The organism is Janthinobacterium saanense, assembly GCF_014200675.1.
Classification (GTDB): domain Bacteria; phylum Pseudomonadota; class Gammaproteobacteria; order Burkholderiales; family Burkholderiaceae_D; genus Janthinobacterium.
Genome location: NZ_JACHCI010000007.1, coordinates 37,376 through 62,894, shown reverse-complemented (window position 1 = coordinate 62,894; position 25,519 = coordinate 37,376). Strand labels below are relative to the sequence as shown.

Genomic DNA, 25,519 nt, shown 5'->3' with positions numbered 1-25,519 from the left:
CTGAAAATTCTTCTGGAGCCGCTATGACTTACACGATTTATCGCACCGATGGCCAGGGCCAGTTGCTGCGCCAACAGCAAGCACCGCTGCCGCTCGGTGCGCAGGATGTGCTGGTGACCGTGCGGGCGATTGCCCTCAATTTCAGGGATGTCTATTTTGTCAAAGGCAACCGCTTCCGCCCGCCCGTCGAAGGCCGCATTCCCTTCAGCGATGCGGCGGGTGTGGTGGAAGCGGTGGGCGCAGGCGTGAGCCGTTTCAAGGTGGGGGACAGGGTCAATACCACCGTGCTGCCAAACTGGCTCGATGGTCCCTTGACGGCAGAAGGCTTGAGCGGTTCGCTGGGCAGTCGTGGGCGCGATGGCGTGCTGGCTGAAAAGATACAGCTGCATGAAGATGAACTGGTGGCCAGCCCCGATTTTTTATCGTATGCGCAAGCGGCAACCCTGCCGGTGGCCGCGCTGACGGCCTGGCATGCGGTGGCGGAAGTGAAAACGCTGCAGCCCGGCGATACGGTGGTGGTGCAGACCACCGGTGGCGTGGCCGTGTTTGCGATCCAGTTCGCCAAGGCGCTGGGAGCGCGCGTGATTGTTGTGTCGCGCACCGAAGCAAAGCTGAAACTGGCGCTGGCGGCAGGCGCCGACGACGCCATCAATTCTTCCGTGACGCCGGAATGGGATCAGCAGGTGCAGGCGCTGACCAACGGCCTTGGCGCGCAGCTGGTGCTGGACATGGGCTTGACCGATTCGCTGCGCCGCGCCACGCGCGCTGTTGCCTTCGAGGGCACGGTGGCGATTATCGGCGTGGTGCAGGAAGAAACCAATCCCTTCGATATCTTCACGGTGATGAACAAGAATATCAATGTGCGTGGCATCGAGACGGGCTCGCGCAGCATGTTTGAACGGATGAATGCGTTTATAGCGCAGCACCGCATCGTGCCGGTGATCGACAGCGTATTCGGCGTCGATCAGGTGGATGTGGGGCTGGCACGCCTGGGCGCCAGCCCCTTTGGCAAGGTCGTTCTACGCCTGAATTAGGCAGTCTTGCGGTAGTTGTCGACCATCTTGTAGCGTTTCGCATACAGTCCGAAGGCCAGCATGGCGACGGCGGCGAAGGCGGCGAAGAAGAACATCTGGAAGGCGGTCACGCTGATGCCGCTTTCCGAGATCTTGCCGATCACGCCTTCGTTCATGACGCTCTTGTTGACGATCAGTACCCACAGGTTGCCCACCGTGGTCGACAGATTCCAGAAGCTCATGATGGCGCCTTTCATGGACACTGGCGCCTGGCTGTATGCAAACTCCAGGCCGGTGGCCGACACCAGCACTTCGCCAAAGGTCAGCAGCGCATACGGCAGGATTTGCCACATGATGGAGACCGCGTTGCCGCTGTCGAGCGCCAGTTGCAGCAGACCGATGACGATCCAGGCCAGCGAGGAAAAGCCGATGCCGGCCGTCATGCGGCGCAGGGCGGTCGCTTCCAGGCCGAAGCGGTTCAGCATCGGGTACAGCACCAGGTTGTTGAACGGGATCAGCAGCATCACCAGCATCGGGTTCAGCGCCTGCATCTGGGCCGGCAGGAACCAGCTTGGTTTTTCCATGGTGTTGGCCTGCACGATCCAGGTCGAAGCCTTCTGGTCGAACAGCGAGAAGAATGGCGTGACCAGGGCGAAGATGACCAGGATGCGCAGCACGGCCCGCACGCCTTCGACGGCTTCGTCAGGGTGGATGCCGCGTGCGCGTTCCAGCTGCATGGCCGTGCCGATGCTGCCGAAGGCCAGCAGCAGCACCAGCGCGGTACAGGCCGAGATCACGAAGCCCCAGTCGGGCACCATGTAGAACGAGAACAGGGCGCCGGCCACGCCGAGGTAGGCCACGTACAGGCCTGCGCGCGAACCGCCATCGACTTGGGCCAGCAGGGCGGTGCGGGCCACGCGGGTGAACGAATCGGGATTCGGTGGTGCCGGCGGTATGTGCACGTATTTTTTTGCGCCCATCCAGAACACGATGGTGGCGGCCAGCATCATCAGGCCGGGGATGCCGAAGGCGATCGATGGACCGTAGTCGCGCAGGAACATCGGCATCAGCAGCGAAGCGAAGAAGGAGCCGAAGTTGATGATCCAGTAAAACAGGTCGAACACCAGCTTGGCCTTGTGCTTGTTGGTCTGGTCAAACTGGTCGCCCACGAAAGACGCCACCAGCGGCTTGATGCCGCCTGAACCGAAGGCGATCAGGAACAGGCCGAAATAAAAGCCGTTGACGCTATCTTCAAAGATGGCCAGGCAGGCGTGGCCCGCGCAATACACGAGGCTGAGCCAGAAAATGGTGTTGTACTTGCCAAAGAAACGGTCGGCCAGCCAGCCGCCCAGCAGCGGGAAGAAATACACGCCGATGACGAAGGTGTGGAACACGTGCTTGGCTTCGCCCGTGCGCTGATCGATGGGTATCATCAGCAGCAAGGTGCTGATCAGAAACGGTGTGAGGATGTTGCGCATGCCATAAAAGCTGAAGCGCTCGCAGCCTTCGTTGGCGATGATGTAGGGTATCTGGCGGGGCATTTGCCCACTGGCATTTTTTATCTCGGCCGTTGACATGGTCTCTTCCTAAGTATTTTTATAAGCCGCGATGCTAAGGCCTGAAGAGCTTGATGGCAACAGGAAAAATGGTCTATCCGCTATTTTTCCACTTTCCGTAAGTCATTGATTTTCATAAAGACATCGCTTTTTGATATGGTTTCCGCGATGGCAGGCCGCGGCAGCAGCATCTGCATTTGCAGCATGCCCAGCGGTGCGGCATCCTCGGCCAGGGTAAAACCGCAGCGCAGATACAGCGACAGGGCCGCATGGTTGTCTTGCGCCACGGCCAGGCGCAGCTTGGCCAGTTCGGGAATGGCGCAGGCATGGCTGATGGCTGCCTGCAGCAATTGCCAGCCCGCCCCCTTGCCGCGCGCGTCTGGCGCCACGTACACACCCCAGACGCTGGCTTTGTCATGCACCACGGCAATCGGTTCGCGGCGCAGGCCGGCCATGGCGACCAATTGCTCGTCATCGTAGGCGCCGAAGATTATTTGGTAGCGGTTCGCTTGCAGGCGCTGGCTGATGTGTGTCAGGGGCAAGCTGCTTTCCAGCGCATAGGTGGTGCAGAAGGTGGCGGGCAATTCGCTGATGCCTGCCAGGCGCAGGGCGCGGTAGGCGGGCGTATCGTCGGCGGTAAGGGGGCGCACGTGGAAGGGAGGCATGTCGTCCAGTATCGGACCTGATCACGGGAAAGTAAACCTTGCACGGTTGCTTATATCAAATTAAGATATATCTTATTGCGATATATCTTAAGGAGTCCCATGCTTCACTTCCTACGCGGCGGCCACCGGCTGCAGGCGTTGCAGCACAGCCATGGTCACGGCCATGGTGCGCCGGGGCGCGGCCCCAAAATGTTTGATGCGGGCACCTTGCGCTACCTGGTGCTGCAACTGATTGCCGACAAACCACGCCATGGCTACGACATCATCAAAGCCATCGCAGAGCGTGCCGGTGGCGGTTATGCGCCCAGTCCCGGCGCTATTTATCCCTTGATGCATGGGCTGGTGGGCCAGGGTTATGTGGCTGTCAGCCTGGACGGCAACAAGAAGCTGCACAGCATCACGCAGGAAGGCCTGGCCTTTTTGGAAGCGAACCGCGCCTACGTGGATGCGATTGCCGCCAAGGTCGCTGCGCCAGCCGAAGATGATCTGCGCCAATTGATGCATGAACTCAAGGCCGCCGTGATCGCACGCGGGCGCTATGACGCGCTGAGCGCGGCCCGTCTCGACGCCATCTGCGCTATCTTGCGCCAGGCTAAACGCGATATCGAGGAGCTGGGATGATGACTTTGACTCCTGCCCGCGAACGCTGGCTGCTGTGGCTGCTGGCCCTGACGCAATTTACCGTCATCATGGATTTCATGGTGATGATGCCGCTGGCGCCCCAGCTGATGCACGCCTTCAACATCGGCCCGGCCACCGTGTCGGGCGCCGTCTCGGCCTATGCATGGTGCGCGGGCTTGTCCGGCTTGCTGGCAGCCACGTATATCGACCGCTTCGACCGTAAAAAGCTGCTGCTGGCCATGTTTTGCCTGTTTACCGTGTCGAACCTGGCCTGCGCGATTGCCCCCAATTTCCATGTGCTGATCTGGTCGCGCGCGTTTGCGGGACTGACCGGCGGCGTGCTGGGCGCCATCATCATGGCCATTATCGGCGACGTGATTCCGGCCGAACGGCGTGGTGCGGCCACCGGCGTCGTGATGACCTCGTTTGCGATGGCGGCCGTGGCGGGCGTGCCGATCGGCGTGGTGCTGGCCGCACACTTTGGCTGGGCTTCGCCGTTCTATTTGCTGGTGGTATTGTCGCTGCTGATCTGGCTGGCCGCCTCGCGCGTGCTGCCGCCCTTGAACGCCCATCTGGCGGGGCCGAAAACGCCGTTGAAGCAAGTGCTGCCGAACTTGCTGGCGCTGTTCCGTGAACGCCGCCACCTCGATGCGTTTGCCTTGTCCATCGTCAACATGACGGCGTCGATGCTGGTGATACCGTTTATTTCGCCGGTGCTGGTGGGTAATCTGGGTATCGCCCCGGCCGATGTCACCTGGGTGTATCTGGCGGGCGGCTGCGCCACGCTATTCACGGCGCGCCTGATCGGACGCTGGGCAGATAAAGCCGGCAAGCAGCAGGTCTACCGCTGGATCGCGCTGTTGTCGATCCTGCCCATGCTGCTGATCACGCATTTGCCGCAACTGCCCTTGCTGGCGCTGCTGCTGGTGTTTCCGTTCTTCATGACGCTGGTGTCGGGCCGGACGATCCCCCTGCAAGCCTTGCTGACCACCATACCGCAGCCGCAAAAGCGGGGCGCCTTCCTCAGCGTCAATTCGGCCTTGCAGCAATTGGGCAGCGGCCTGGGCGCCTTGCTAGGCGGCATGACCTTGTCGACGGATGCCGCCGGCCATATCAGCGGTTATGGCATCAATGGCTGGGTCGCGGCAGGCTTGTCGCTGCTGACGGTGTGGTGGGTGTCGCGCGTGCGCAGCGCAAGCGCCACCCCGGCTGCCGCTGTTACTGGCTAGTTACTGGGTAGCAACGCGGTCCATGGGCGCGCTTTCCTTGCGCCAGCGCTCCAGGCTCAGCACTTCATCGCTGGCCGTGTCGTCCACCAGGATATGCTTGCCATCGGGCGTGACGAGGAAGCTTTCCCAGCGGTGGGCCGCTTCCGGCGTATTTTCAAAAAAGCTCAGCTGATAGTAGGACTGGCCCTCGACCAGGCGTGGCTCGGGGGCCGTCAGCATCACGGCGCCATGCGCGCGTCCGCTGGAGGCTTTTTCGATATGCGCGGCCCAGGCCTTCAGTTCCGGCAGCGCCATCAGCGCCGTGACGGCCTGCTCTTCCTGGCGCGCTTCCGTTTTTCCTGCCGAGGCCGCTGCCGGGCGTTCCTGCGGCGCAGATGGCGCATGCTGGTACACATAGGTGGCGCCCAGTGCGGCAGCCAGCAGGCCGGCCAGGATGCCGGCAATGATGGCGGTTTTGGAAGAAGAGGCGCGTGGCGGCATGGCGGTTTGCATGAGGTGGATGATGGCGGCCATGCTAAAGCAAAAAGTGCGAGCGGGCAAAAAAAGACGAAAAAAAAGCCACTTTCCGAAGAAAGTGGCTGTGGGGCCGCCGGGGAGGAGCAAACAGCTTTTGGCCTGTCTGTCCTGTTCCGGCGTATGCTGCCCTGCGCGCCGTCGCCTGCGCACCGGGCAGCAGGGCATTACATCATGCCGTCCATACCACCCATGCCGCCCATGCCACCCATGCCGCCGCCCATGCCGCCGCCTGCTTTGTCGTCAGCAATTTCGCAGACCATGCAGTCAGTCGTCAGCATCAGGGATGCGATCGAAGCAGCGTTTTGCAGCGCCGAACGGGTGACTTTGGCTGGATCCAGCACGCCCATTTCAACCATGTCGCCATAGGTGCCGTTGGCTGCGTTGTAGCCGTAGTTGCCCGAACCAGCCAATACGGCTGCCACGACGACCGAAGCTTCTTCGCCAGCGTTTTGCACGATCATGCGCAGTGGCTCTTCCATTGCGCGCAGAACGATCTTGATACCAGCGTCTTGATCAGGATTGTCGCCCTTGACGGTGATGTTGGCGCGTGCGCGCAGCAGGGCTACGCCGCCGCCTGGCACGATGCCTTCTTCCACGGCAGCGCGGGTAGCGTGCAGTGCATCTTCAACGCGGGCTTTTTTCTCTTTCATTTCGACTTCGGTGGCTGCGCCAACCTTGATCACGGCAACGCCGCCAGCCAGTTTGGCGACGCGCTCTTGCAGTTTTTCACGGTCGTAGTCCGAGCTCGCTTCTTCGATCTGTACGCGTACTTGTTTCACGCGTGCTTCGATAGCTGCAGCTTCGCCGGCGCCATCGATGACGATGGTGTTTTCTTTGCCCACTTCGATGCGTTTCGCTTGGCCCAGTTCGGCCAGGGTCACTTTTTCCAGGGTCAGGCCGACTTCTTCAGCGATCACTTGGCCGCCGGTCAGGACAGCGATGTCTTCCAGCATGGCTTTGCGGCGGTCGCCGAAGCCAGGTGCTTTCACTGCGCAGGTTTTCAGGATGCCGCGGATGTTGTTCACAACCAGGGTAGCCAGCGCTTCGCCTTCGATGTCTTCTGCGATGATCAGCAGTGGACGGCCAGCTTTGGCGACTTGTTCCAGTACCGGCAGCAGGTCACGGATGTTCGAGATTTTCTTGTCGCACAGCAGGACGAATGGGCTGTCCAGAACGGCAACTTGTTTTTCCGGGTTGTTGATGAAGTATGGCGACAGGTAGCCACGGTCGAATTGCATACCTTCAACAATGTCCAGCTCGTCGTTCAGCGATTTGCCGTCTTCAACGGTGATCACGCCTTCTTTGCCGACTTTTTCCATCGCTTCAGCGATACGCTCGCCGATCGAGTAGTCCGAGTTTGCCGAGATCGCGCCAACTTGGGCGATTTCTTTGGTGGTGGTGCAAGGACGGGCGATTTTTGCCAGTTCTTCCACGGTGGCAGCAACAGCCTTGTCGATACCGCGTTTCAGGTCCATCGGGTTCATGCCGGCGGCAACGAACTTCATGCCTTCGCGCACGATGGCTTGTGCCAGCACGGTAGCGGTGGTGGTGCCGTCGCCGGCGTTGTCGCTGGTGCGGGAAGCAACTTCCTTGACCATTTGCGCGCCCATGTTCATGAGCTTGTCTTTGAGTTCGACTTCTTTCGCAACCGATACACCGTCTTTGGTCACGGTAGGGGCGCCGAACGAGCGTTCCAGCACCACGTTACGGCCTTTTGGGCCCAGGGTGACTTTGACTGCGTTGGCGAGGATGTTCACGCCTTCAACCATCTTGGCGCGCGCTGCGTCGCCGAATACTACTTCTTTAGCTGCCATGTTAATTCTCCAGAAATTTCAGGATGTAGAAGATGTCTACAACGTGGAAACAATTACTTGACGACGATCGCCATGATGTCTTCTTCGCGCATGACCAGCAGCTCATCGCCGTCAACTTTGACGGTTTGGCCAGCGTATTTGCCGAACAGGACGCGGTCGCCTACTTTGACATCCAGAGGACGGACTTTGCCGTCGTCGAGAATCTTGCCATTGCCTACGGCAAGGACTTCGCCTTGATCCGGTTTTTCAGCAGCTGCATCAGGGATGATGAGGCCGGACGCAGTTTTGGTTTCCTGGTCGAGGCGTTTGACGATAACGCGATCGTTCAATGGGCGCAGATTCATACAAAACTCCTTAAAGTTCAATGGATAAGTATTGCTTAGTGGTAAAACCAGCCCGGCACAAGGCCAGGCCTGCTTTCAGTTGACTGCCATTGATATAACAGGTGCAACCGTTCAGTAAGCCCCAGTCCATGCTTGTGTCGCCTGGCGTCTTGCGGCGGTCGCGTCATGGCGTCGCCCACCAGTCGCATTGCCTGCAGTTCGCTGGGCAAACACAATCATTGCTTGAGGATTACTAGGAAAGAGTTTGTTAGCACTCTCTACTAACGAGTGCTAACGCATGCTAATTATAGGGACGGTAGGGGTCTTATTCAAGAGCTTATTCCGAATGGGTATATGCTTAAACGCTACGTGCAGCCTGCATTTGCACGGGGTTTGCGCTGACGCAAGCCTCTTTCCCGGGCGTCAGCAGCAAACACGACTGTAGCATGGACGATGAGAGGGGCCTGTTCCTGTACGGATGGCTTACAGTGTTTTGGCTATTAAATTTGCTAAGATGATTGCGATTGCATATCAAACATTAAAATTATGATGAAAAAGAAATCTATTCCAACCCTCTTTTCTCCTGCGCTCTTGCGTTTGCTTGGCGCCGCCGCCATCGGCTTCGCCTGCATGGGGGCTGCCCATGCCCAGGCGCCCACCATCCTCGACGAGTTGACGATCGCCACCCTGACGCCGCTGGAAAAGGACATGCTGCTCAATGATTTGTTCAATGACTTGAACAAGGACGATGACGACCAGCAAGCCCATGTCTGGGATAACGGCAGCGACAAGTCCCATCTGGTGACGGTGACATATAACTTCAGCAACTCCGGCTTGACCGAACACAGCCTGAAGGCGCACGCCTGCCGCGACTTGAAATTCATCGTCACGGCCGGTGGCAAGACGCAGGACCTGAGCCGCCGTACCTGTACACAAGATAGCGGGCGCTGGGATGTGCAGGGCAAGGACGCGGCGCCCGTGGCCTATCCGCCGTTTTTGTCCGATATCACGGTGGCCACACTGAATGCGAAAGAAAAACAGGCGCTGATCGACGCTGCCGAAAACGTCTTGCGCGACAATGCAGAGGGCGTGGCCAGCCACTGGAGCAACCAGGGCCTGGGCAATCCCGTGCCCTTGAAAGTGAGCCTGGCGCCATCGAATACGGGCGCCAAACCGGGTAGCTACCACACCTGCCGCGACTTGACGATGACCTTGGAGGGCAAGGGCGGCAAGCAAACCCTGCAGCGCCGTTCCTGCGAGAACCGCACGCACACTTTTGACATCGTGCCTGGCCATGAAAAGGGCTAATGCCTGAACCACCAGAAGTAAGCAGTGGCTTACCTCTGGTGGCTGCCCGGCTGCCACCAGGGGGGTGAAAAACCGTTCTTTCACGACAACAGCGCTGTATTGGTGTAAATATGTGTGACAGCTGTGTGATTCGATTGACGCCCATGGAGCGTCCGCCCTATAGTGGCGGAATGATTTCCGAATTCAATGAATTATCCGACAAAATCGGCCTGCTGGCCGAAATGACCCATGCGCTGCGTCGTGAAAACGCGCAACTGCGCAAGGACAATATCGCCTTGTCCGCCGACAACGCCATGTATGTGCAGCGCATGCGCGAGGCGCAGGAGCGGGTAGAGGCCTTGCTGGAAAAGATACCGGAACTGGTGCAAGCTGGCCTGGAACAAGCCGCCTCGGAAGCGGAAAATTATAGTGCCGAGAACGGGAAGGAAGCGTAATGCCGCGTGTCGATGTCAATATCATGGGCCAGGCCTACAGCATGCTGTGCGCCGACGGTGAAGAGCGCGCCTTGCGTGAAGCGGCGATCTACCTCGATAGCAAGATGAAGGCCATCCGCGACGCAGGCAAGGTCAAGGGCAATGACCGCATCGCCGTGCTGGCCGCCTTGGGCGTGGCCGCCGAATTCCTGTCCGTCAAGTCGCCGCAAGGTCCGCTGTCGGAGTTGTCGATACTGGAAGTCAAACAAAAGATCGCCGCCATGCATACCGTGCTCGATACGGCACTGACGCCCCAGGAAAACCTTTTTTAAACATCTGACCAAACCTGCTGCGCGTCGCGATTTGCGGCCTGCGATGCTCGCTGTGCATCCGCACAGCTGCGCTTCTCAACCACAACTCCCTGCCGCTCGCTACGGTTTTGTCAGATGTTGTTATGGAATATTAAGCCAGCAGCGCACGAATCGCTACGATTTGTCTTTGCGATGCGCGATCAAAGGAGTAAACTTCGTCCTACCCTGCGGTGTTCGCGATTGCCATATATTCCTTGAACCATTTATGCGCATCGGTTGCGAATTTTGTTTGATGGGAGTGAGCGTCGCTCGTTCGACGAACCCGAAATTGAACTAACGTGACCACCTTGAACCGTTTGGTTCGGGATGCCGGCATAGCGGCACAGGCGGGGCCGAATTGAGTACAAGCTTGAAATACAACTGAAAACGGTTGCAGCATACGATGCGCAGCCGTTTTTTTACGTCTGTTGCTTTGATACGGGAGTACCCATGAAACAATATTGGTTGATGAAATCGGAACCGGACGAGGTCAGCATCGATGATCTGATGGCGGCGCCGAAACACACTCTGCCCTGGTTTGGCGTGCGCAACTACCAGGCCCGCAACTTCATGCGCGACGGCATGAAAGTAGGCGACGGCGTGCTGTTCTACCATTCCAGCTGCCCGCAACCGGGCGTGGCGGGCATAGCCGAAGTGGCCAGCACGGCTTACCCCGATCACAGCCAGTTTGAAGAAGGCGGCAAGTATTTCGATGCCAAGGCGACCCGCGAACAGCCACGCTGGATCAGCGTCGATGTGCAGGGCTTGCAGAAAACGGCGCTGCTGCCACTGGCCGAAATGCGCCAGATGGCGGCGCTGGAAGACATGTTGCTGCTCAAGAAAGGCAGCCGCTTGTCCATCACGCCGGTGACGCCGGCGCAATGGGATGTGATCGTGGAACGCTTAAAAGCCTGAGGCTATTACTCTGATGCAGGCAGCGCCTGGGGTTTGAGGTGTACTGTCAATAGCGGACACTCTTGTTTCAAGCCGCCCGTGGCTGTTTGCTGAATTTTTCAGCGAACAACGCGGGCGGAACATTGCCGAGGCGCGAGTGGCGCCGCTGGCGGTTGTAAAAGCTTGATGTATTCCTGTATTGCAGCTTTCGCATCGGCCCGGGTGGCGTAACGTTGATGGTGCACCAGCTCGTTTTTCAGGCTACCCCAGAAGCTCTCCATGGGCGCGTTGTCATAGCAGTTTCCCCGGCGCGACATGGACGGCTGCATGCCGAACTGCTTCACCAGTTTTTGATAGTCATGAGCGCAGTACTGACTGCCGCGGTCGGAGTGGTGAATCAGGCCCGGCGCAGGACGTTTGTTGCGCACAGCCTTCCACAGGGCCGTTGCCGTCAGCGTTTGCGTCATGCGCTCGTCCATCGCATAGCCCACCAGCTCGCAGGTGAACACGTCCTTGATGCCGGCCAGGTAAAGCCAGCCCTCGCCGGTGGCTACATAGGTGATGTCGGTCACCCAGGCTTCGTTCGGCCGGGTTGGTGCAAAGGTCTGATTGAGCAGGTTGTCGGCCACCGGCAAGTCATGGTTCGAGTTCGTAGTGGCCTTGAACTTGCGCTTTTGCTTGCAGCGTAAGGCGAGCTCGCGACGCAGACGGACGATACGATCACGGCCGGCCGGAAAGCCCTGCGCCGTCAGTTCCGGCTGCATGCGCAACGGGCCGTAGGTCTGCCGGCTCTGCGCGTGCACGGCCTCGATGGCGACCTTCAGGCGCGCGTCGTCCTGCGCCCGCTGCGATGGTTTGCCGTTCGCCCAAGCGTAGAAACCGCTGCGCGAGACGCTAAAGACGCGGCACATGACGGTGACGGGAAATTCGAGTCGCAAGGTCTTCATGACCGCGTACCTGGCAGCGACTCCCGCGCAAAGTACGCTGCCGCTTTTTTTACGATATCGCGCTCCATGCGAGCCTCGGCGAGCTCCTTGCGCAGCTTGCTTACCTCGGCTTCCAGCTCAGGCACGGAGCGGCTGCCAGGGGCCACTTTAGGCGACGTACCGCGCTTTGCCGCACTCACCCAGTTGGCCAGCGTGCCCTTTGGAATGGTCAGGCGCAACGCGGCATCTTCCAGCGTCAGGCCTTGTGTCAGGACCAGTTTTACCGCTTCTTCCCGAAGCTCCGGTGTGTAGGTTTTTGAGCGTGTCATATGTTTTCCAGTTGGTGAAGTTTACCAAACTAGAGTGTCCGAAAAAGTCAGGGTACCCCAGTTTCACTCCCGTAGTCTCATGGCATGCATCAAGGCATCAACTTGGCCGTAAGCGTCTTGCTGCCACTCTGCGGGTGTCCGTCCGTCCAATACGCCCGAGTCCGAGACAAAGTTCTTGACACAGCTTGGTCCGTAGCCTTCGACAGTATCAAATTTTTGATTAATGAAGGTATAGCCTTGCTTTCCACTTTCCTGGCTGAGGAGTTCCATGCATTTCTCGGCGAGTGCGTCGATGCCATTCGGGTAATTCCGGACGCAATAGTAGATGTCGTAGGCATCTTTTTGCTTGTGCCGTCCGTGCATGGCATGTCCTTTCATCGCCAGAAAAGCCGGTATGGAGCATACGGCAATTTCCACCTTGTTAGTGCCACCGCCAGGCATGTTTCCGTGTACCGGCACCAACTCAAAGTACTTTACCGCCAGGTCGGCTCCACTGGCGCGGATGACGGCAAAATCATCGACGAGAGGCGGATTATTTTTTACGATGGCGGCATCCTTTGGCATCAGGAAGTCAATGACCACATCAATGGCGGCCGTGCCATCGGCGCTGGGTACCGTACGGTGCAGCTGAAATTTCCTGCGACCGTCTCGAAAATGGTAGCCATGAGAGAGCAGGGATTCGACCAATTGTGCGTACTCGCCGTCTCCCAAGGCCTCGGCTGAGAGGGCGATATCGACGTCCATAGTGCCCACGTGCTGCATATCTTCCGCAGCTAATAAAAGCCAAGGCACGGATCCGCCAACGATGATGAATTTTCCTTGATATGAGCCAAGGATCTGGCCTATTTCCAACAGCACGGATTTCACTGCCTCCGTCGTGCGCGGTCCGTAATCGCGCGCATGCTGTGCTTCATTGTTGGTCACCATTGAAGCTTTGCCTCTCGAAGATATTGCGCAGCTTCTTGTCCCCGTTCTCCCGAGACAAAAAGGTCAAGATATGTTTGAACTGGACTGGTGCAGACAATATCAGGAGCCGGCGATACTGGGTTCAAAAAAGGGCCGTCGCTCGCTGGAACGGTAATTTGTACATTTCCATTCATTGCCAGCTTCAGCGCCAGGTCACGCACTATCTCTGCCAATCCATATTCGTCAGCGTATAGATAAGTCTTCCCGGTTCGGGCATAAGGAGCGATAAAGTCTGCTGCGGAAAAAGAGGACAATGCGACTGAACCAGCGTAGTCGTTTTGGCGGGCGAATATGCGTCGGACTGCATCCTCAAGCGCCCTTCCGTGTAGTGTCGTGTAGTAACTATGAGTGCTGCCGCCTGGGCCGTCGTAAATAGCCTGCCACTCATCAAGGAGTGCGTCAGGTGAGGTCAGTTGCATTCCCGCATCTGAGATCGAGACCCAGCCCCTGTCCAGCAACGCTCGCCGGACATTGCTCACCTGGCCCAAGCTGACCCCACTTTTATCGGCCAGATCCTGCACTTTCCAATGTTGCCCGACCGTGCTGAGCAAAAGATGCAATACACGCGCTGACTTGGGCTTATAAATCGACTTCAGTTCACGCTGCGTCGCGGGCGGCACTTCGGCGACGGTACGTTCGATATAGACGTTGGAAAATTGAATCAGACAATTACCAGCAAAGTCGAGATAGCCGACTTTTCGGCTCTTGCACAACTGCCGCACAGCCGGGGATATGTATGGCGCAATGAACACCACGGCCGTATTGGCGGGCATGCTGGAAGCCCACTCCCTTAGCTTTAATACCGCCGTTTCGGCGTAGCGTGGTTGTCCGTTAGTTTTGACTTCGCAGCCTATAGACCAGGCATTATCGGTATTGGCGCCGGTATGGACGTCGATAACGAAGTCGATCGCGTTACCGAGTGTATTGTTTTCGACAGGCTCAATATGTACGTGTGGAATCAGAGCGAGCAGCGCCGAGATTTCCTTGCAGGCAAGCATTCCTACAGCCTCAGGATTGCTTGCTAATGATTTCTGTGTCTGTTTCAGCATAGGTTGAAAGTAGCACTTTTAATGAAATTTTTCAATGATTTCATTATTTAGTGCTATTTCAACGAATGCTGAAAAGGTGGAAGTGTTGAAGATACGCCTGTAATGCAGGGGCAGGGCTTTGTGATAAGCCGTATGACTCTACCGGGACAGACTCTTGGTCGGCGGCGTGGCCATGATGCGTTTCTTGTACGACCAGACCAGCAGGGCGATGCCACCGACTATCATCGGCAGCGACAGCATCTGGCCCGAGGTGATCGGCACGCCGAACCACACCACTTGCCAATCCGGCGTGCGGAAGTATTCCGTGAAGAAGCGGGCGCAGCCGTACAGCAAGGTGTACATGGCGCCGACGGCGATGCGCGGATGCTGCTTGCGCGAGAACAGCCACAGGATGATGAACACCAGGATGCCATCGACCAGCATCTGGTAGATCGGCGACGGGTGTACCAGGTAGGGAATGCCCGGCCATTGCATGGCCCATGGCAAGCTTTCCGGCGCGATCCGGCCTGGCAGTTCGGCATTGATGAAGTTGCCCAGGCGGCCCGCTGCGTAACCGAGCGGCACCAGCGGCGCGATGAAGTCGAGCACGTCGAACAGGTTGCGGCCCGCCTTGCGGCTCCACAAATACATGGACAGGATCACGCCCAGGAAGCCACCGTGGAAGGACATGCCGCCATGCCAGACCATGAAGATTTCCAGCGGGTTCTGGGCAAAATATTCGGGACGGTAAAACAGCACTTCACCGAGGCGCCCGCCGATCACCACCCCGAGCATCCCATAGAAGAGCATATCGTCCAGATCCTCCTTTTTCCAGCCGAGGATGGCGATGTGCGGTTGCTTGATGCGCACCCGGCCCAGCGCGATAAAGAGGGCAAAGGCCAGCACATACATCAGGCCGTACCAGTGCACGGCGAGTGGGCCGATTTGTATGGCGATCGGGTCGGGCATCGGGTGTATCAGCATCGGTATTCTTTCTTAAGTTAAATCATTGTTGCGTAGTATGCATGAGCTGGCGCCCGAGCGGCTTAGCCGGCTCTTAATGCACTATCGATTTGCTTGCGCAGCAGCGCCAAAAAGCCCTGCAGCACGGACGATGGATTGTCGCGGCGCCAGGCCAGGCCCGTTTCCACCAGCGGCGTCGCATCGTGCAATGGCCTGTATTCTACGCCGGGCCGCATCAGATTCGATACCGATTGTGGCACCAGCGCGATGCCCATGCCTGCCGAAACGAGGCTGACGATGGTTTGCATCTGGATCGCTTCCTGGCCTATCTGCGGCGTGATACCGGCTGCGCGGAAGACGCCCACGATGGCGTCGTGCAGGCCAGGCGAGATGGTCCGCGGAAAGATAATCAAGGGCAGCGGCGGCAGATCCTGCAGCCGCACGGGGCCAGGCGTTTGCAATATATCAAGCCCGGACGGGGCTGCCAGCACCAGCGGTTCGGCCAGCACGGGTAAATAGTCGAGCGCCAGTTTTGCCTTGTCGGGCAGCGGCGGGATCAGCAAGCCTGCATCGATACGGCCTTGCAGCAACTCATCGAGCTGCAAGTCCGAGGTTGCTTCCTGCAGCTGTATGGCAACCTGCGGATAGGCAGTTTGATAAGCGCGCAGCAGCGGCGGCAGCACGCTGTAGTCGGCCGACGACACGAACGCCAGGCTCAATCGCCCCGCTTCGCCCTGCGCGGCGCGTTGCACCAGAGAGTGTAAATCTTGCGCCTGGGCCAGCAGGCGGCGCGCTTCCGGCAGCAGGGCGGCGCCGGCTGGCGTCAGCTGCACTTCGCGCCGCGTGCGCACGAACAGGGGCGCGCCCAGCAACTCTTCCAGGGCCATGATGGTTTGCGACAAAGGCGGCTGCGTCATGTGCAGGCGCAGGGCGGCACGGCCAAAGTGCAATTCTTCGGCCACGGTAATAAAGTAGCGCAGCTGGCGCAATTCCAGGTTCATATGCGTTTCCATGCAAATGTATTGCTGTGATATCTAAAACGACTCACAGGCCAGTGCATCATATATTTGACAGTGGCTCGCGCGCAAGGCAATCTGGCGTACCCCCACTGCACGCAGGGTCTTGTAACAGAACCCAGCAGTCAGGCACTAACACTTTGGAAGGTCCATCATGCCGCAATACCGTTCCCGCACCACCACCCACGGCCGCAACATGGCTGGCGCACGCGCCCTGTGGCGCGCCACCGGCATGAAAGATGGCGATTTCGATAAACCGATCATCGCCGTCGTCAACTCGTTTACCCAGTTCGTGCCGGGTCACGTCCACCTGAAAGACCTGGGCCAGCTGGTGGCGCGCGAAATTGAAAAAGCCGGCGGCGTGGCCAAGGAATTCAATACCATCGCCGTCGATGACGGCATTGCCATGGGCCACGGCGGCATGCTCTATTCGCTGCCATCGCGCGACCTGATCGCCGATTCCGTCGAATACATGGTCAACGCCCATTGCGCCGACGCCATGGTCTGCATCTCGAATTGCGACAAGATCACGCCGGGCATGCTGATGGCCGCCATGCGCATCAATATTCCCGTGGTCTTCATTTCCGGCGGCCCGATGGAAGCGGGCAAGGTCATCAAGGTGGTCAACGGCACGCAGAAGATCATCAAGCTCGACCTGGTGGACGCCATGATCAAGGCCGGCGACAGCACGGTGTCCGACGCCGACGTGGCGGAAATCGAGCGTTCGGCCTGCCCGACCTGCGGTTCATGTTCCGGCATGTTTACCGCCAATTCGATGAATTGCCTGACCGAGGCGCTGGGCCTGGCCCTGCCTGGCAACGGCACCGTCCTGGCCACGCACTCGGACCGCGAACAGCTGTTCCTGCGCGCCGGGCGGCTGATCGTGGAACTGGCCAAGCGCCATTACGAGCAGGACGATTACTCGGTGCTGCCGCGTTCGATCGCCACCAAGGCGGCGTTTGAAAACGCCATGGCGCTCGACGTCTCGATGGGCGGTTCGACCAATACCGTGCTGCATTTGCTGGCCGCCGCGCACGAAGCCGAAGTGCCGTTCACCATGGCCGATATCGACCGCATTTCGCGCAAGGTGCCTTGCTTGTGCAAGGTGGCGCCGATGACGGACAAATACCATATCGAAGACGTGCACCGCGCAGGCGGCATCGTGGGCATCTTGGGCGAACTGGCGCGTGCCGGCCTGCTCGACACCAGCTTGCCGACCATCCATGCAGCTACCCTGGCCGACGCCATCGCGCAAAACGACATCAAGTGCACCGATGATCCGGCCGTGCATCAGCTGTTTCGCGCTGCGCCGGGCGGCGTGCCGACCCAGACGGCGTTTTCGCAATCGGAACGCTTTGCCAGCGTCGATACGGACCGCAGCACGGGCTGCATCCGCGACAAGGCGCATGCTTATTCGCAAGATGGCGGCCTGGCCGTGTTGTACGGCAACCTGGCCGAAAAGGGCTGCATCGTCAAGACGGCCGGCGTCGATGACAGCATCCTGGTGTTCTCGGGCAAGGCGCGCGTGTTTGAAAGCCAGGACGCCGCTGTCGAAGCGATCCTGGCCGACACCGTGCACGAAGGCGACGTCGTGATCATCCGCTACGAAGGTCCGAAAGGCGGCCCCGGCATGCAGGAAATGCTCTACCCAACCTCGTACATCAAATCCAAAGGCCTGGGCAAGGCGTGCGCGCTGTTCACCGATGGCCGTTTCTCGGGCGGTTCCTCGGGCCTGGTGATTGGCCACGCTTCGCCGGAAGCGGCGGAAGGCGGCGCCATCGGCCTGGTGGAAGAGGGCGACTTCATCGATATCGACATTCCTGCGCGCAGCATCAACCTGCGCATTACGGACGCCGCGCTGGCCGAGCGCCGCGCCGCGATGGAAGCGAAGGGCGAGGCAGCCTGGCTGCCCGTCAACCGCGAGCGCTATGTCTCGCAAGCCTTGCAGGCCTACGCGGCCCTGACCACCTCGGCTGATCGTGGCGCCGTGCGTGACTTGTCGCAGCTCAAGAAGCGCTAGACGGCCCCAGCGGCCTTGTCAGGTGTGAGCACGTTACAAGGCCTTACAAACAAAGTGGGAATAGCGGCGCGAATCGGGGCACAATACAGGTGCCCAACCGTTGACGATGATGAAACGCTTGATCCGGGCTCGTAGTGAGCCTGCGGAAACACGGTAAAATGCCGCAGGAAGTAACTTTGGAGAAAAGACAATGAATCGTTCCATGTTGGTGGCTGTAGTGGCAGTGTCGGCGTTGACCTCGCAAATGGCGATGGCCAATCCTGACCTGGCGAAAGCAAAGAATTGCATGGCTTGCCACGCAGTCAGCACGAAATTGGTCGGTCCTGCATTCAAGGATGTGGCGGCCAAGTACGCGGGCCAGAAAGACGCGGAAGGTAAGCTCGTGGCAAAAGTCATGAAGGGCGGTTCCGGTACCTGGGGTGCGATTCCGATGCCCGCCAATCCGCAAGTGAGCGAAGCGGAAGCCCACACTCTGGTCAAATGGGTGTTATCGCAAAAATGAGTTGAGATAGACTTCAACGCTTAAAAAACGCGCAGACTTTGGTCTGCGCGTTTTTTTTATCGGTAGCATCTTGCGCAAGGCGCTCCGTTCGGGTTAAGTTAGCAAGTAGTTGCAGTGATGTAAATGGATTACTTGGAAACCAAAAGCCGTCTTGACGGACGGTGCCACTTTACGGAGAAAAAATGCAAACAACAATCAGCAGCATGCTGGGCATGGCCTTGGTCGGTGGTCTGCTCACCGGCTGCGGCAGCGGGACTGTCGAGGATGGCGGCAATACGGTCCTGAAATCGGTATCGGTGCAAGCGGAAGTCGCCCCCGTTGCTGTGCCCAAGAGCTCGGCTAAAAAAATCTATATGCACATGATGCCGTGGTTTGAAACCAAGGCCTCATCGGGCAATGGCGCGTGGGGCCAGCATTGGACCATGGCGAATAAAAATCCGGACATCGTCGATGCAAGCGGAAAACGCCAGATTGCCTCGTATTATTATCCGCAAACCGGGCCATATGCTTCCGGCGATCCCTATATCATCGAATATCAATTGCTGCTGATGAAGTATGCCGGTGTCGATGGCGTCTTGATCGACTGGCCAGGCAGCCAGAACGTGTGGGATTATCCTAAGAATCGGCAAAATGCCGAGGCCATCGTGGCGCAAACCGCCAAGCTGGGCTTGAGCTTTGCGATGGTGTACGAGGATCACAATATAGGCATGGCGTATGACGCTGGGCTGATACCCAATAAGCTGGCTGCGGCTCAGCAAGACATCGCTTACCTGAAGTCTAATTACACTACGCAAAGCAACTACATTCAAATCAATGGCGCGCCGCTGATATTGGATTTCGGGCCGCAAACCTTCGTCAACGGGAGTGACTGGAACGCTATCTTTTCGACCTTCCCCAAGCCGCCCACCTTCCTGACGCTGTGGTACCAGATCGGCCAGGCTGGTTCCAGCGGCAAGGGGGAATTCGCATGGATTTACTCCGACGGCATGGCTGGCCTGGATAATTTTTACAATAACCATCCCTTGAATCTCAAGTTCGGGATCGCGTATCCTGGATTTAATACCTACTATGCGGCTGGTAACTGGCAGGGCCCGACCTGGACATTGCCATACGGCTCGACATTTGCGACGACGCTCAACAAAGCATTGGCTGCTCCCGGCGTCGACAATATCCAGCTTGCAACCTGGAATGATTATGGCGAAGGCACCATGATCGAACCGACGCGGGAGTTTGGCTACAGCTATTTAACGACGATGCAGCAAGCGCTCGGCGTGAACTCGAATCAAAGTGAATTGCAATTAATTTATGCCTTGTACCAGAAGCGCGTCCAGTATGCCGGCAATGCGGCGCAACAGCAAAACCTGAACAACGCAGCCAGTTATCTGGCCGCGCATCAGGTAGCGCAGGCCGCCGCGATCATCAACGCCATGTAGATCTGGCTTGCGCCGAAAAAAAGCGCGCCAGCGGTGTCCGGCGCGCTTTTTTGCGCGGCAGCCTGCACAGGGCTGCCATTCTGCAACAACTTACTTGACGACTTCCATCTTGGTCTTCTTGCCGCCGCGATAAGTGAACAGGGTCAGCGAGCCATCCTTGATGTCGCCATTCGCATCGAAGGCGATCGGGCCCGTCACACCCTGGTAGTGCACCTTGGTCAGGAAGGGCAGGTAGACGGACGGTTTGGACGACTTGGCATCCTGCATGGCGGTGGCCATGGTCATCACGGCGTCGTACACATAGGGTGCATACAGTTGCACGTCCATCTTGTATTTCTGCTTGTAGCGGGCGCGGAAATCGTCCATGGCTTTTTGTTCTGCGCCCGTCACGCCGCCTGCTTCTGCGCAGGTGATCATGTTTTCGCCGACCGCGTCACCGGCCAGCTGGCCCAGCGGTTCCGTGCACATGCCGTCGCCGCCCATGAATTTGACCTTGATGCCCAGCGCCTTCATCTGGCGCAACATGGGGCCGGCCACGGAATCCATGCCGCCAAAGAAGACCAGGTCAGGATTCTTGGATTTGATACTGGTCAAAATCGCGTTGAAGTCGGTCGCATTGGCATTGGTAAATTCCTTGCCGACGATTTGCACGCCCGGCAAGGCTTTCTTGGCGCCTTTCACGAATTGCTCGGCCACGCCCTGGCCGTAGGCAGTACGGTCATCGATGACGGCGATTTTCTTCGCTTGCAGCTTGCCCACGGCATAGGCGCCCAGCGTGCCGCCCAGCTTGTTGTCATTGGCAACCACGCGGAAGGCCGTGTTGAATTTTTGCTGCGTGTAGGTGGGGTTGGTGGCGGCTGGTGAAATCTGCGGAATGCCGGCATTGAAATAAATGCGCGAGGCGGGAATGGTGGTGCCGGAATTCAAGTGGCCGATCACGCCATTGACCTTGGCGTCGACCAGCTTTTGCGCCACCGCCGTACCCTGTTTCGGGTCGCCTGCATCGTCTTCCGCCACCAGCACGAATTTCACGACCTTGCCGTCGATCTTGAAACCCTTGGCGTTCAAGTCCTCGATCGCCATCTTGGCCGCGTTTTCATTATCCTTGCCCAGATGGGAACTGGCGCCAGAAACCGGGGCAACATGGCCTATCTTGATGATTTCCTGGGCGCCTGCATGGCCGGCGAAGGTCAGGGCGATGACGAGCGGAAGGACTTTGGTCTTGAGCTGCATAAACATTCTCCAATGGATAAAGATACGGCGGCGTCTCGTGAAGCCGCTTCGAAAGGCGGCACTGGTGGAGAAAGGTACAACAAAAAACAGGCCGAGAAAAGCCGCTTTTCAGGCTTTGTGTTGTTTGTCGTGACAATCACCAAAGTGAGGCGTCATGCACCGAGATTAGCGGCGCAGATGCACCAAAGAATGGCGCAGGGAGGGGGAATGGTGTAGGGGAATGTTCAGGGCAGAGTACGTGCATCTGCCCTGATGATTAATGCTTTGAAGAGTGGAGATGGCCCAGCTCATGGCTGACGGCATGGGCCACGATATGTTCCAGCGATTGCTGCAAGTCTTCGCGCAAGGCTCCCCGCATGCCGATCAGGGCGTTTTGCAGCGCGGTTTGCAAGACGTGGGCGATGCGCTCTTCCAGCAGGTGGTCGATCTTGCCTTGTACCTGATGCAGGATGCGCTGCGTCAGCCGCTGCTCGATGGCGTCCCAGTCGGGTTGTTCGGCAACGTCGATCACCGGCTCCATTGCTGGTTCTGGCGACGCCGCTTGCTGCAGCGCTTCCGGCCCCGACAGCACTTCCGTCAACAGGGGGATGCCCGGATCGAATGGCTGTTCGCTCATGTTTTACCTGCTACAAAGTGGGTCGGCTCCATACCGGCCTTGCGGTAGTGCAGGAAGCGCTGGCGGCCGGCCTGGGCATCGTGCTCATCCATGGCGACGATCTCGAACACGCGCTGGAATTGTGCGTAGTTGACCGGAGGCAGCTGCGACAGATTGACCAGGATATCGTGATGCGGCAACTCGACATCCATATTGTCGGTCAGCACGATGGGCGTGTGGACCGCCAGCGGATCGCCGGCCGCCACGTGCGGCAAGAAATCCGTCGGCGAAATGGTCCACATGGCCGCATCCAGGGCGGCCAGCTGTTCGCTGTCGGCCGTCAATACCACCACCTTGTTGCCCGCCATATAGGCTTTGCGCACCAGACGGCTGGCATAGGCCAGCTTGTCTGGCACATTGCTGTGAAAATCGACGCGGGTCATGGTGCTCAGGCGGCCATGCCGCTGTGGCGCAGCAGGGCGTCGATATTTGGTTCACGGCCACGGAAGGCCGTGAACGATTCCAGCGCCGGGCGCGAACCGCCCACGGCCAGAATTTCAGCCTGGAAGCGTTTGCCCGTTTCCGCCGAGACCACGCCACCTGTCAGCGCCGCTGCTTCTTCAAATGCGCTGTAGGCATCGGCAGACAAGACTTCTGCCCATTTGTAGCTGTAATAGCCGGCCGAGTAGCCGCCTGAAAAGATGTGGCCAAACGAATTCTGGAAGCGGTTGTAGGCGGGCGGTATCACCACGGCGAACTTGCGGCGTACGCTATCGATCAATTCCTGCACGCTTTGTGTGCCGAAGGGATTGTAGTCATAGTGCAAATGCATATCGAGCAGCGAAAACTCTGACTGGCGCAGGGTTTGCAAGCCGGACTGGAAATTCTTGGCCGCCAGCATCTTGTCGTACAGCGCGCGCGGCAAGGGCTCACCCGTCGTCACGTGGGCCGTCATGTGCTGCAGCACATCCCATTCCCAGCAGAAATTTTCCATGAATTGCGAAGGCAGCTCTACCGCATCCCATTCCACGCCGGAAATGCCCGACACGCTGATTTCATCGACTTGCGTCAGCATATGATGTAAACCGTGGCCGAATTCATGGAACAGGGTAATCACTTCATCATGCGTGAACAGCGAAGGCTGCAATACGCCGTCGACCAGGGCAGGCTCAGTAAAGTTGCAGGTCAGATAGGCGACTGGCGTTTGTAGCTTGCCATTGTGCAAGCGGCGGCCGCGCGCGTCATCCATCCATGCGCCGCCGCCCTTGCCGGCGCGCGCATACAGGTCCAGATAGAACTGGCCCACCAGCTGGCCATCGCGTTCGATGCGGTAGAAACGCACGGACGGGTGCCAGGCGCTGGCCGTGTCTACCAGGATATTGACCGAGAACAAGGTTTGTACGAGACGGAACAAGCCATCGATGACTTTGTGTTCAGGAAAATACTGTTTCACTTCCTGCGCCGAGAAGGCATAACGGCGTTCCTGCAGTTTTTCGGAAGCGTAAGGCACGTCCCAGGCTTGCAATTCGTCCAGGCCCAGCTCGTCCTTGGCGAAAGCGCGCAGCTCGGCCAGATCCTGCTCCGCATAAGGGCGGGCGCGGCGGGCCAGGTCTTCGAGGAAAGAAATCACTTGTTCCGGGCTTTGCGCCATTTTCGGCACCAGCGACACTTCGGCGAAATTCTTGTAACCCAGCATCTTGGCTTCTTCATCGCGCAGTTTCAGCAGGGTGACGATATTCGGGCCATTGTCCCACTCGTCCTTTTTACTGAAGGCCTCGCCCTGTTCGGATGCCTTGGTGGCGTTGGCGCGGTAGATGGTTTCACGCAGCGCACGCTGGTCGGCAAATTGCAAAATAGGATAGTACGAAGGGAAGTGCAGCGAAAACTGGTAGCCGCTCTTGCCCTCTTTTTCAGCGGCGGCGCGGGCCGCCTGCTTGACGTCGTCGGGCAAGCCCGCCAGTTCGGCCTCGGTGTCTACCAGCAGCTTGTAGTCATTGGTGGCGTCGAGCACGTTTTCGGAAAAGCGCGTGGACACGGCCGCGTGTTCTTCCTGGATCGCGCCGAAGCGTTCTTTTTTATCTTCTGGCAACTCGGCGCCGCCCAGGCGGAAACCGCGTATCGCGTGTTCGACGATGGTCTTGCGCGCCGGCGACAGTGTGGCGTATTCCGTACTGGCCTGCAATTGCTTGAATTTGTCGAACAGTACTTCGTTCTGGCCCAGTTCGGTCCAGAATTCCGTGACTTTTGGCTGGCTGGCATTGAAGGCTGCCCGCAATTCTGGCGTATCGACAACATTACTCAGGTGGCTGACGATGCCCCAGGCGCGACCCAGCGTTTCGCCGATCTCATCTTGCGGTGCAACAAAACTGTCCCAGCTGACCGGTGTTTCGGGCGACGTCAGCTTGGCCACGGTGGTTCGCGCCTGGGCCAGCAAGGCATCGATGGCCGGCGTAACGTGCTCGGCGGTAATGGCATCGAAGCGGGGCAGTCCGGAGAAGTCCAGCAGTGGGTTGGTGTTTGTCATCAGCTATCCTGTTCCTGTCTATATATGTCATGGGCGGACCAGCCGCCCACGTGCCAGCGCATCCGAGAAAACGCCCATGGCTGCGTTGCAGCGCCTCGCCGTACTATTTGTACTGTCTTCGGCACCGCACCTTGCCCTGAGCGTTTTTCAGATGCTCTTTAAATGCGCTCTGCTGCTTCCACCGTATTCATCAACAACATCGTAATCGTCATCGGACCCACGCCACCCGGCACCGGGGTGATATGCGAAGCGATTTCTTTCACACCGGCAAAGTCCACGTCGCCGCACAGCTTGCCGTTGTCGTCGCGGTTCATGCCCACGTCGATCACGATGGCGCCCGGACGGACCATGTCGGCCGTCAGGGTGTTGCGGCGGCCCACGGCGGCGACGACGATGTCGGCGTTGCGCGTGTGGTGGCCCAGGTCCGGTGTTGCACTATGGCAGATGGTGACGGTAGCGTTCGCTTGCAAGAGCAGCAGTGCCATCGGTTTGCCCACCGTGTTGCTGCGGCCGATGACGACGGCGTGCTTGCCGCGCAGGTCGACGCCCGTGCTTTCGATCAGTTTCATGCAACCATAAGGCGTGCAAGGGCGAAAGCCTGGCAAGCCCGTCATCAGTTCGCCGGCGCTCAGCACCGAGTAGCCGTCCACATCCTTGGTGGTGGCGATGGCTTCGATCACCTTGTGCGGATTGATGTGTTTAGGCAAAGGCATTTGCACCAGGATGCCGTGGATGGCCGGATCGGCGTTCAGGCTGGCTATGCGTGCGAGCAAGGCTGCTTCCGACAGGTCGGCTTCGTACTTTTCCAGCACCGAGTGGAAACCCACGTCGCCGCAAGCCTTGACCTTGTTGCGCACATAAACCTGGCTTGCCGGATCTTCGCCGACGAGGATCACGGCCAGGCCGGGCTGCGTGCCCTTGGCGGTCAGGGCGGCGGCGCGGGTGGCGATTTCTGCGCGCAGTTTTTGGGAGAGGGCAATTCCGTCGATCAGTTGTGCTGGCATGGTATGAGAGCTGAGAGGCTGGTGGGAGGGAAAACCAGATTATAAAGCCGTGGGAATGAAACCGGCGCGATTGACGTTCTTTCAGTATTAATTTCCGGTCAGAATTTGCGGCGGTGCAGCATAAATTCTATAGGGGTATTTCACAATATGAAATCATGTATCGCCATTTGAAAAATACTAAATACGCTGTTAGAATCGCCCCACTAATTGATCTTAATAGTAAATAATCAGCGAAATACCGTCCGACAGCGATCCGGAAAATCGGGGTGGGGCGATCA

Annotated in this window: 25 protein-coding genes, 1 other RNA gene and 1 pseudogene; 12 read left to right on the top strand and 15 right to left on the bottom strand. The window is 58.4% G+C overall.

What is annotated here, in order from left to right; translation table 11 throughout:
• Positions 1-23 precede the first annotated feature (23 nt).
• Positions 24-1,034, top strand: coding sequence for a zinc-dependent alcohol dehydrogenase family protein (locus tag HDE72_RS12025; protein ID WP_183741046.1), 1,011 nt, complete (start codon positions 24-26; stop codon positions 1,032-1,034).
• Here the strand turns inward: HDE72_RS12025 and HDE72_RS12020 are convergent.
• Both HDE72_RS12020 and HDE72_RS12015 read right to left on the bottom strand, forming a co-directional pair.
• Positions 1,031-2,590 carry a POT-type proton-dependent oligopeptide transporter gene (locus HDE72_RS12020; RefSeq protein ID WP_260176643.1) on the bottom strand — a complete coding sequence of 520 codons (1,560 nt, stop codon included), beginning with the start codon at positions 2,588-2,590 and terminating at the stop codon, positions 1,031-1,033. The genes HDE72_RS12025 and HDE72_RS12020 overlap by 4 nt on opposite strands.
• Before the next feature lie 80 nt (positions 2,591-2,670).
• Positions 2,671-3,234 (bottom strand): GNAT family N-acetyltransferase, encoded by a 564-nt coding sequence (locus HDE72_RS12015; RefSeq protein WP_183741044.1) that lies wholly within the window; start codon positions 3,232-3,234, stop codon positions 2,671-2,673.
• Positions 3,235-3,333: 99 nt separating this feature from the next.
• On the opposite strand from HDE72_RS12015, the gene HDE72_RS12010 reads away from it, so the two are divergent.
• A complete protein-coding gene (locus HDE72_RS12010; RefSeq protein WP_260176642.1) occupies positions 3,334-3,855 on the top strand; it encodes a PadR family transcriptional regulator in 522 nt (173 codons plus the stop codon).
• Entirely contained in the window at positions 3,852-5,084 is a 1,233-nt protein-coding gene (locus HDE72_RS12005; RefSeq protein WP_183741041.1) for an MFS transporter, read from the top strand. The genes HDE72_RS12010 and HDE72_RS12005 overlap by 4 nt, the downstream gene beginning before the upstream one ends.
• On the opposite strand, the gene HDE72_RS12000 is transcribed toward HDE72_RS12005, so the two are convergent.
• From HDE72_RS12000 to groES, 3 genes are all read right to left on the bottom strand, one after another.
• Positions 5,085-5,597, bottom strand: coding sequence for a hypothetical protein (locus tag HDE72_RS12000; RefSeq protein ID WP_260176641.1), 513 nt, complete (start codon positions 5,595-5,597; stop codon positions 5,085-5,087).
• A gap of 167 nt (positions 5,598-5,764) precedes the next feature.
• Complete coding sequence (groL, locus tag HDE72_RS11995; RefSeq protein WP_183741038.1) at positions 5,765-7,414, bottom strand: chaperonin GroEL; 1,650 nt, start codon at positions 7,412-7,414, stop codon at positions 5,765-5,767.
• A gap of 53 nt (positions 7,415-7,467) precedes the next feature.
• Positions 7,468-7,758 (bottom strand): co-chaperone GroES, encoded by a 291-nt coding sequence (gene groES, locus HDE72_RS11990; protein ID WP_010400979.1) that lies wholly within the window; start codon positions 7,756-7,758, stop codon positions 7,468-7,470.
• Positions 7,759-8,283: 525 nt separating this feature from the next.
• Here groES and HDE72_RS11985 point away from each other — a divergent pair.
• From HDE72_RS11985 to HDE72_RS11965, 5 genes are all read left to right on the top strand, one after another.
• Positions 8,284-9,045, top strand: a complete 762-nt coding sequence (locus HDE72_RS11985; RefSeq protein WP_183741036.1) for a hypothetical protein — start codon at positions 8,284-8,286, stop codon at positions 9,043-9,045.
• 170 nt (positions 9,046-9,215) lie between these two features.
• Positions 9,216-9,479: a DUF904 domain-containing protein gene (locus tag HDE72_RS11980; protein ID WP_183741034.1), complete on the top strand. Its 264-nt coding sequence runs from the start codon at positions 9,216-9,218 to the stop codon at positions 9,477-9,479.
• Positions 9,479-9,790, top strand: a complete 312-nt coding sequence (locus HDE72_RS11975; protein WP_183741032.1) for a cell division protein ZapA — start codon at positions 9,479-9,481, stop codon at positions 9,788-9,790. The genes HDE72_RS11980 and HDE72_RS11975 overlap by 1 nt, the downstream gene beginning before the upstream one ends.
• Before the next feature lie 198 nt (positions 9,791-9,988).
• A non-coding RNA gene (gene ssrS, locus HDE72_RS11970) (6S RNA) lies at positions 9,989-10,166 on the top strand.
• Between the two features lie 92 nt (positions 10,167-10,258).
• Entirely contained in the window at positions 10,259-10,723 is a 465-nt protein-coding gene (locus tag HDE72_RS11965; protein ID WP_183741029.1) for an EVE domain-containing protein, read from the top strand.
• Between the two features lie 67 nt (positions 10,724-10,790).
• Here the strand turns inward: HDE72_RS11965 and HDE72_RS11960 are convergent.
• The 5 genes and pseudogenes from HDE72_RS11960 to HDE72_RS11940 all read right to left on the bottom strand — a co-directional run bounded on the left by HDE72_RS11960 (position 10,791) and on the right by HDE72_RS11940 (position 15,915).
• Positions 10,791-11,957 (bottom strand): annotated as a pseudogene (locus HDE72_RS11960) (IS3 family transposase).
• Between the two features lie 63 nt (positions 11,958-12,020).
• A complete protein-coding gene (locus tag HDE72_RS11955; RefSeq protein WP_183741016.1) occupies positions 12,021-12,884 on the bottom strand; it encodes a nucleotidyl transferase AbiEii/AbiGii toxin family protein in 864 nt (287 codons plus the stop codon).
• The gene (locus tag HDE72_RS11950) at positions 12,878-13,972 is read right to left on the bottom strand and encodes a type IV toxin-antitoxin system AbiEi family antitoxin (protein WP_183741013.1); all 1,095 of its coding nucleotides are present in this window, start codon (positions 13,970-13,972) and stop codon (positions 12,878-12,880) included. Before HDE72_RS11950 ends, HDE72_RS11955 begins: the two co-directional genes overlap by 7 nt.
• A gap of 138 nt (positions 13,973-14,110) precedes the next feature.
• Entirely contained in the window at positions 14,111-14,935 is an 825-nt protein-coding gene (gene lgt, locus HDE72_RS11945) for a prolipoprotein diacylglyceryl transferase (protein WP_183741009.1), read from the bottom strand.
• 62 nt (positions 14,936-14,997) lie between these two features.
• The gene (locus HDE72_RS11940) at positions 14,998-15,915 is read right to left on the bottom strand and encodes a LysR family transcriptional regulator (RefSeq protein ID WP_183741006.1); all 918 of its coding nucleotides are present in this window, start codon (positions 15,913-15,915) and stop codon (positions 14,998-15,000) included.
• Positions 15,916-16,084: 169 nt separating this feature from the next.
• Between HDE72_RS11940 and ilvD the strand changes: the two genes are divergently transcribed.
• From ilvD to HDE72_RS11925, 3 genes are all read left to right on the top strand, one after another.
• Complete coding sequence (ilvD, locus tag HDE72_RS11935) at positions 16,085-17,950, top strand: dihydroxy-acid dehydratase (RefSeq protein ID WP_183741003.1); 1,866 nt, start codon at positions 16,085-16,087, stop codon at positions 17,948-17,950.
• Positions 17,951-18,140: 190 nt separating this feature from the next.
• Positions 18,141-18,452: a c-type cytochrome gene (locus tag HDE72_RS11930; protein ID WP_183741000.1), complete on the top strand. Its 312-nt coding sequence runs from the start codon at positions 18,141-18,143 to the stop codon at positions 18,450-18,452.
• Positions 18,453-18,634: 182 nt separating this feature from the next.
• On the top strand, positions 18,635-19,885 hold the full coding sequence (locus HDE72_RS11925; RefSeq protein WP_183740997.1) for a glycoside hydrolase family 99 protein: 1,251 nt from the start codon (positions 18,635-18,637) through the stop codon (positions 19,883-19,885).
• 90 nt (positions 19,886-19,975) lie between these two features.
• Here HDE72_RS11925 and HDE72_RS11920 read toward each other — a convergent pair whose 3' ends face one another.
• The gene (locus HDE72_RS11920; RefSeq protein WP_183740994.1) at positions 19,976-21,118 is read right to left on the bottom strand and encodes a branched-chain amino acid ABC transporter substrate-binding protein; all 1,143 of its coding nucleotides are present in this window, start codon (positions 21,116-21,118) and stop codon (positions 19,976-19,978) included.
• 12 nt (positions 21,119-21,130) lie between these two features.
• Here HDE72_RS11920 and HDE72_RS11915 point away from each other — a divergent pair, with 12 nt between their 5' ends.
• Entirely contained in the window at positions 21,131-21,334 is a 204-nt protein-coding gene (locus tag HDE72_RS11915) for a hypothetical protein (RefSeq protein ID WP_183740990.1), read from the top strand.
• 40 nt (positions 21,335-21,374) lie between these two features.
• Here HDE72_RS11915 and HDE72_RS11910 read toward each other — a convergent pair whose 3' ends face one another.
• The 4 genes from HDE72_RS11910 to folD all read right to left on the bottom strand — a co-directional run bounded on the left by HDE72_RS11910 (position 21,375) and on the right by folD (position 25,241).
• The gene (locus HDE72_RS11910; protein WP_183740987.1) at positions 21,375-21,734 is read right to left on the bottom strand and encodes a hypothetical protein; all 360 of its coding nucleotides are present in this window, start codon (positions 21,732-21,734) and stop codon (positions 21,375-21,377) included.
• A complete protein-coding gene (locus HDE72_RS11905) occupies positions 21,731-22,156 on the bottom strand; it encodes a DNA polymerase III subunit chi (RefSeq protein ID WP_183740984.1) in 426 nt (141 codons plus the stop codon). The genes HDE72_RS11910 and HDE72_RS11905 overlap by 4 nt, the downstream gene beginning before the upstream one ends.
• Before the next feature lie 5 nt (positions 22,157-22,161).
• Positions 22,162-24,237 carry a M3 family metallopeptidase gene (locus HDE72_RS11900; RefSeq protein WP_183740981.1) on the bottom strand — a complete coding sequence of 692 codons (2,076 nt, stop codon included), beginning with the start codon at positions 24,235-24,237 and terminating at the stop codon, positions 22,162-22,164.
• Positions 24,238-24,395: 158 nt separating this feature from the next.
• Positions 24,396-25,241 carry a bifunctional methylenetetrahydrofolate dehydrogenase/methenyltetrahydrofolate cyclohydrolase FolD gene (gene folD, locus HDE72_RS11895; protein ID WP_183740978.1) on the bottom strand — a complete coding sequence of 282 codons (846 nt, stop codon included), beginning with the start codon at positions 25,239-25,241 and terminating at the stop codon, positions 24,396-24,398.
• Positions 25,242-25,519 lie beyond the last annotated feature (278 nt).

Bases quoted from the DNA above. Each gene is read 5' to 3' on its own strand.
- HDE72_RS11955 (WP_183741016.1), bottom strand. From the start codon at position 12,884: ATGGTGACCAACAATGAAGCACAGCATGCGCGCGATTACGGACCGCGC.
- HDE72_RS11975 (WP_183741032.1), top strand. From the start codon at position 9,479: ATGCCGCGTGTCGATGTCAATATCATGGGCCAGGCCTACAGCATGCTG.
- HDE72_RS11910 (WP_183740987.1), bottom strand. From the start codon at position 21,734: ATGAGCGAACAGCCATTCGATCCGGGCATCCCCCTGTTGACGGAAGTG.
- groES (WP_010400979.1), bottom strand. From the start codon at position 7,758: ATGAATCTGCGCCCATTGAACGATCGCGTTATCGTCAAACGCCTCGAC.
- HDE72_RS12015 (WP_183741044.1), bottom strand. From the start codon at position 3,234: ATGCCTCCCTTCCACGTGCGCCCCCTTACCGCCGACGATACGCCCGCC.
- HDE72_RS11915 (WP_183740990.1), top strand. From the start codon at position 21,131: ATGGATAAAGATACGGCGGCGTCTCGTGAAGCCGCTTCGAAAGGCGGC.
- HDE72_RS11950 (WP_183741013.1), bottom strand. From the start codon at position 13,972: ATGCTGAAACAGACACAGAAATCATTAGCAAGCAATCCTGAGGCTGTA.
- HDE72_RS11905 (WP_183740984.1), bottom strand. From the start codon at position 22,156: ATGACCCGCGTCGATTTTCACAGCAATGTGCCAGACAAGCTGGCCTAT.
- HDE72_RS12010 (WP_260176642.1), top strand. From the start codon at position 3,334: ATGCTTCACTTCCTACGCGGCGGCCACCGGCTGCAGGCGTTGCAGCAC.
- groL (WP_183741038.1), bottom strand. From the start codon at position 7,414: ATGGCAGCTAAAGAAGTAGTATTCGGCGACGCAGCGCGCGCCAAGATG.
- HDE72_RS11930 (WP_183741000.1), top strand. From the start codon at position 18,141: ATGAATCGTTCCATGTTGGTGGCTGTAGTGGCAGTGTCGGCGTTGACC.
- HDE72_RS12025 (WP_183741046.1), top strand. From the start codon at position 24: ATGACTTACACGATTTATCGCACCGATGGCCAGGGCCAGTTGCTGCGC.
- lgt (WP_183741009.1), bottom strand. From the start codon at position 14,935: ATGCTGATACACCCGATGCCCGACCCGATCGCCATACAAATCGGCCCA.
- HDE72_RS11920 (WP_183740994.1), bottom strand. From the start codon at position 21,118: ATGCAGCTCAAGACCAAAGTCCTTCCGCTCGTCATCGCCCTGACCTTC.
- HDE72_RS12020 (WP_260176643.1), bottom strand. From the start codon at position 2,590: ATGTCAACGGCCGAGATAAAAAATGCCAGTGGGCAAATGCCCCGCCAG.
- HDE72_RS12000 (WP_260176641.1), bottom strand. From the start codon at position 5,597: ATGGCCGCCATCATCCACCTCATGCAAACCGCCATGCCGCCACGCGCC.
- HDE72_RS11925 (WP_183740997.1), top strand. From the start codon at position 18,635: ATGCAAACAACAATCAGCAGCATGCTGGGCATGGCCTTGGTCGGTGGT.
- folD (WP_183740978.1), bottom strand. From the start codon at position 25,241: ATGCCAGCACAACTGATCGACGGAATTGCCCTCTCCCAAAAACTGCGC.
- HDE72_RS11985 (WP_183741036.1), top strand. From the start codon at position 8,284: ATGATGAAAAAGAAATCTATTCCAACCCTCTTTTCTCCTGCGCTCTTG.
- HDE72_RS12005 (WP_183741041.1), top strand. From the start codon at position 3,852: ATGATGACTTTGACTCCTGCCCGCGAACGCTGGCTGCTGTGGCTGCTG.
- HDE72_RS11980 (WP_183741034.1), top strand. From the start codon at position 9,216: ATGATTTCCGAATTCAATGAATTATCCGACAAAATCGGCCTGCTGGCC.
- ilvD (WP_183741003.1), top strand. From the start codon at position 16,085: ATGCCGCAATACCGTTCCCGCACCACCACCCACGGCCGCAACATGGCT.
- HDE72_RS11940 (WP_183741006.1), bottom strand. From the start codon at position 15,915: ATGAACCTGGAATTGCGCCAGCTGCGCTACTTTATTACCGTGGCCGAA.
- HDE72_RS11900 (WP_183740981.1), bottom strand. From the start codon at position 24,237: ATGACAAACACCAACCCACTGCTGGACTTCTCCGGACTGCCCCGCTTC.
- HDE72_RS11965 (WP_183741029.1), top strand. From the start codon at position 10,259: ATGAAACAATATTGGTTGATGAAATCGGAACCGGACGAGGTCAGCATC.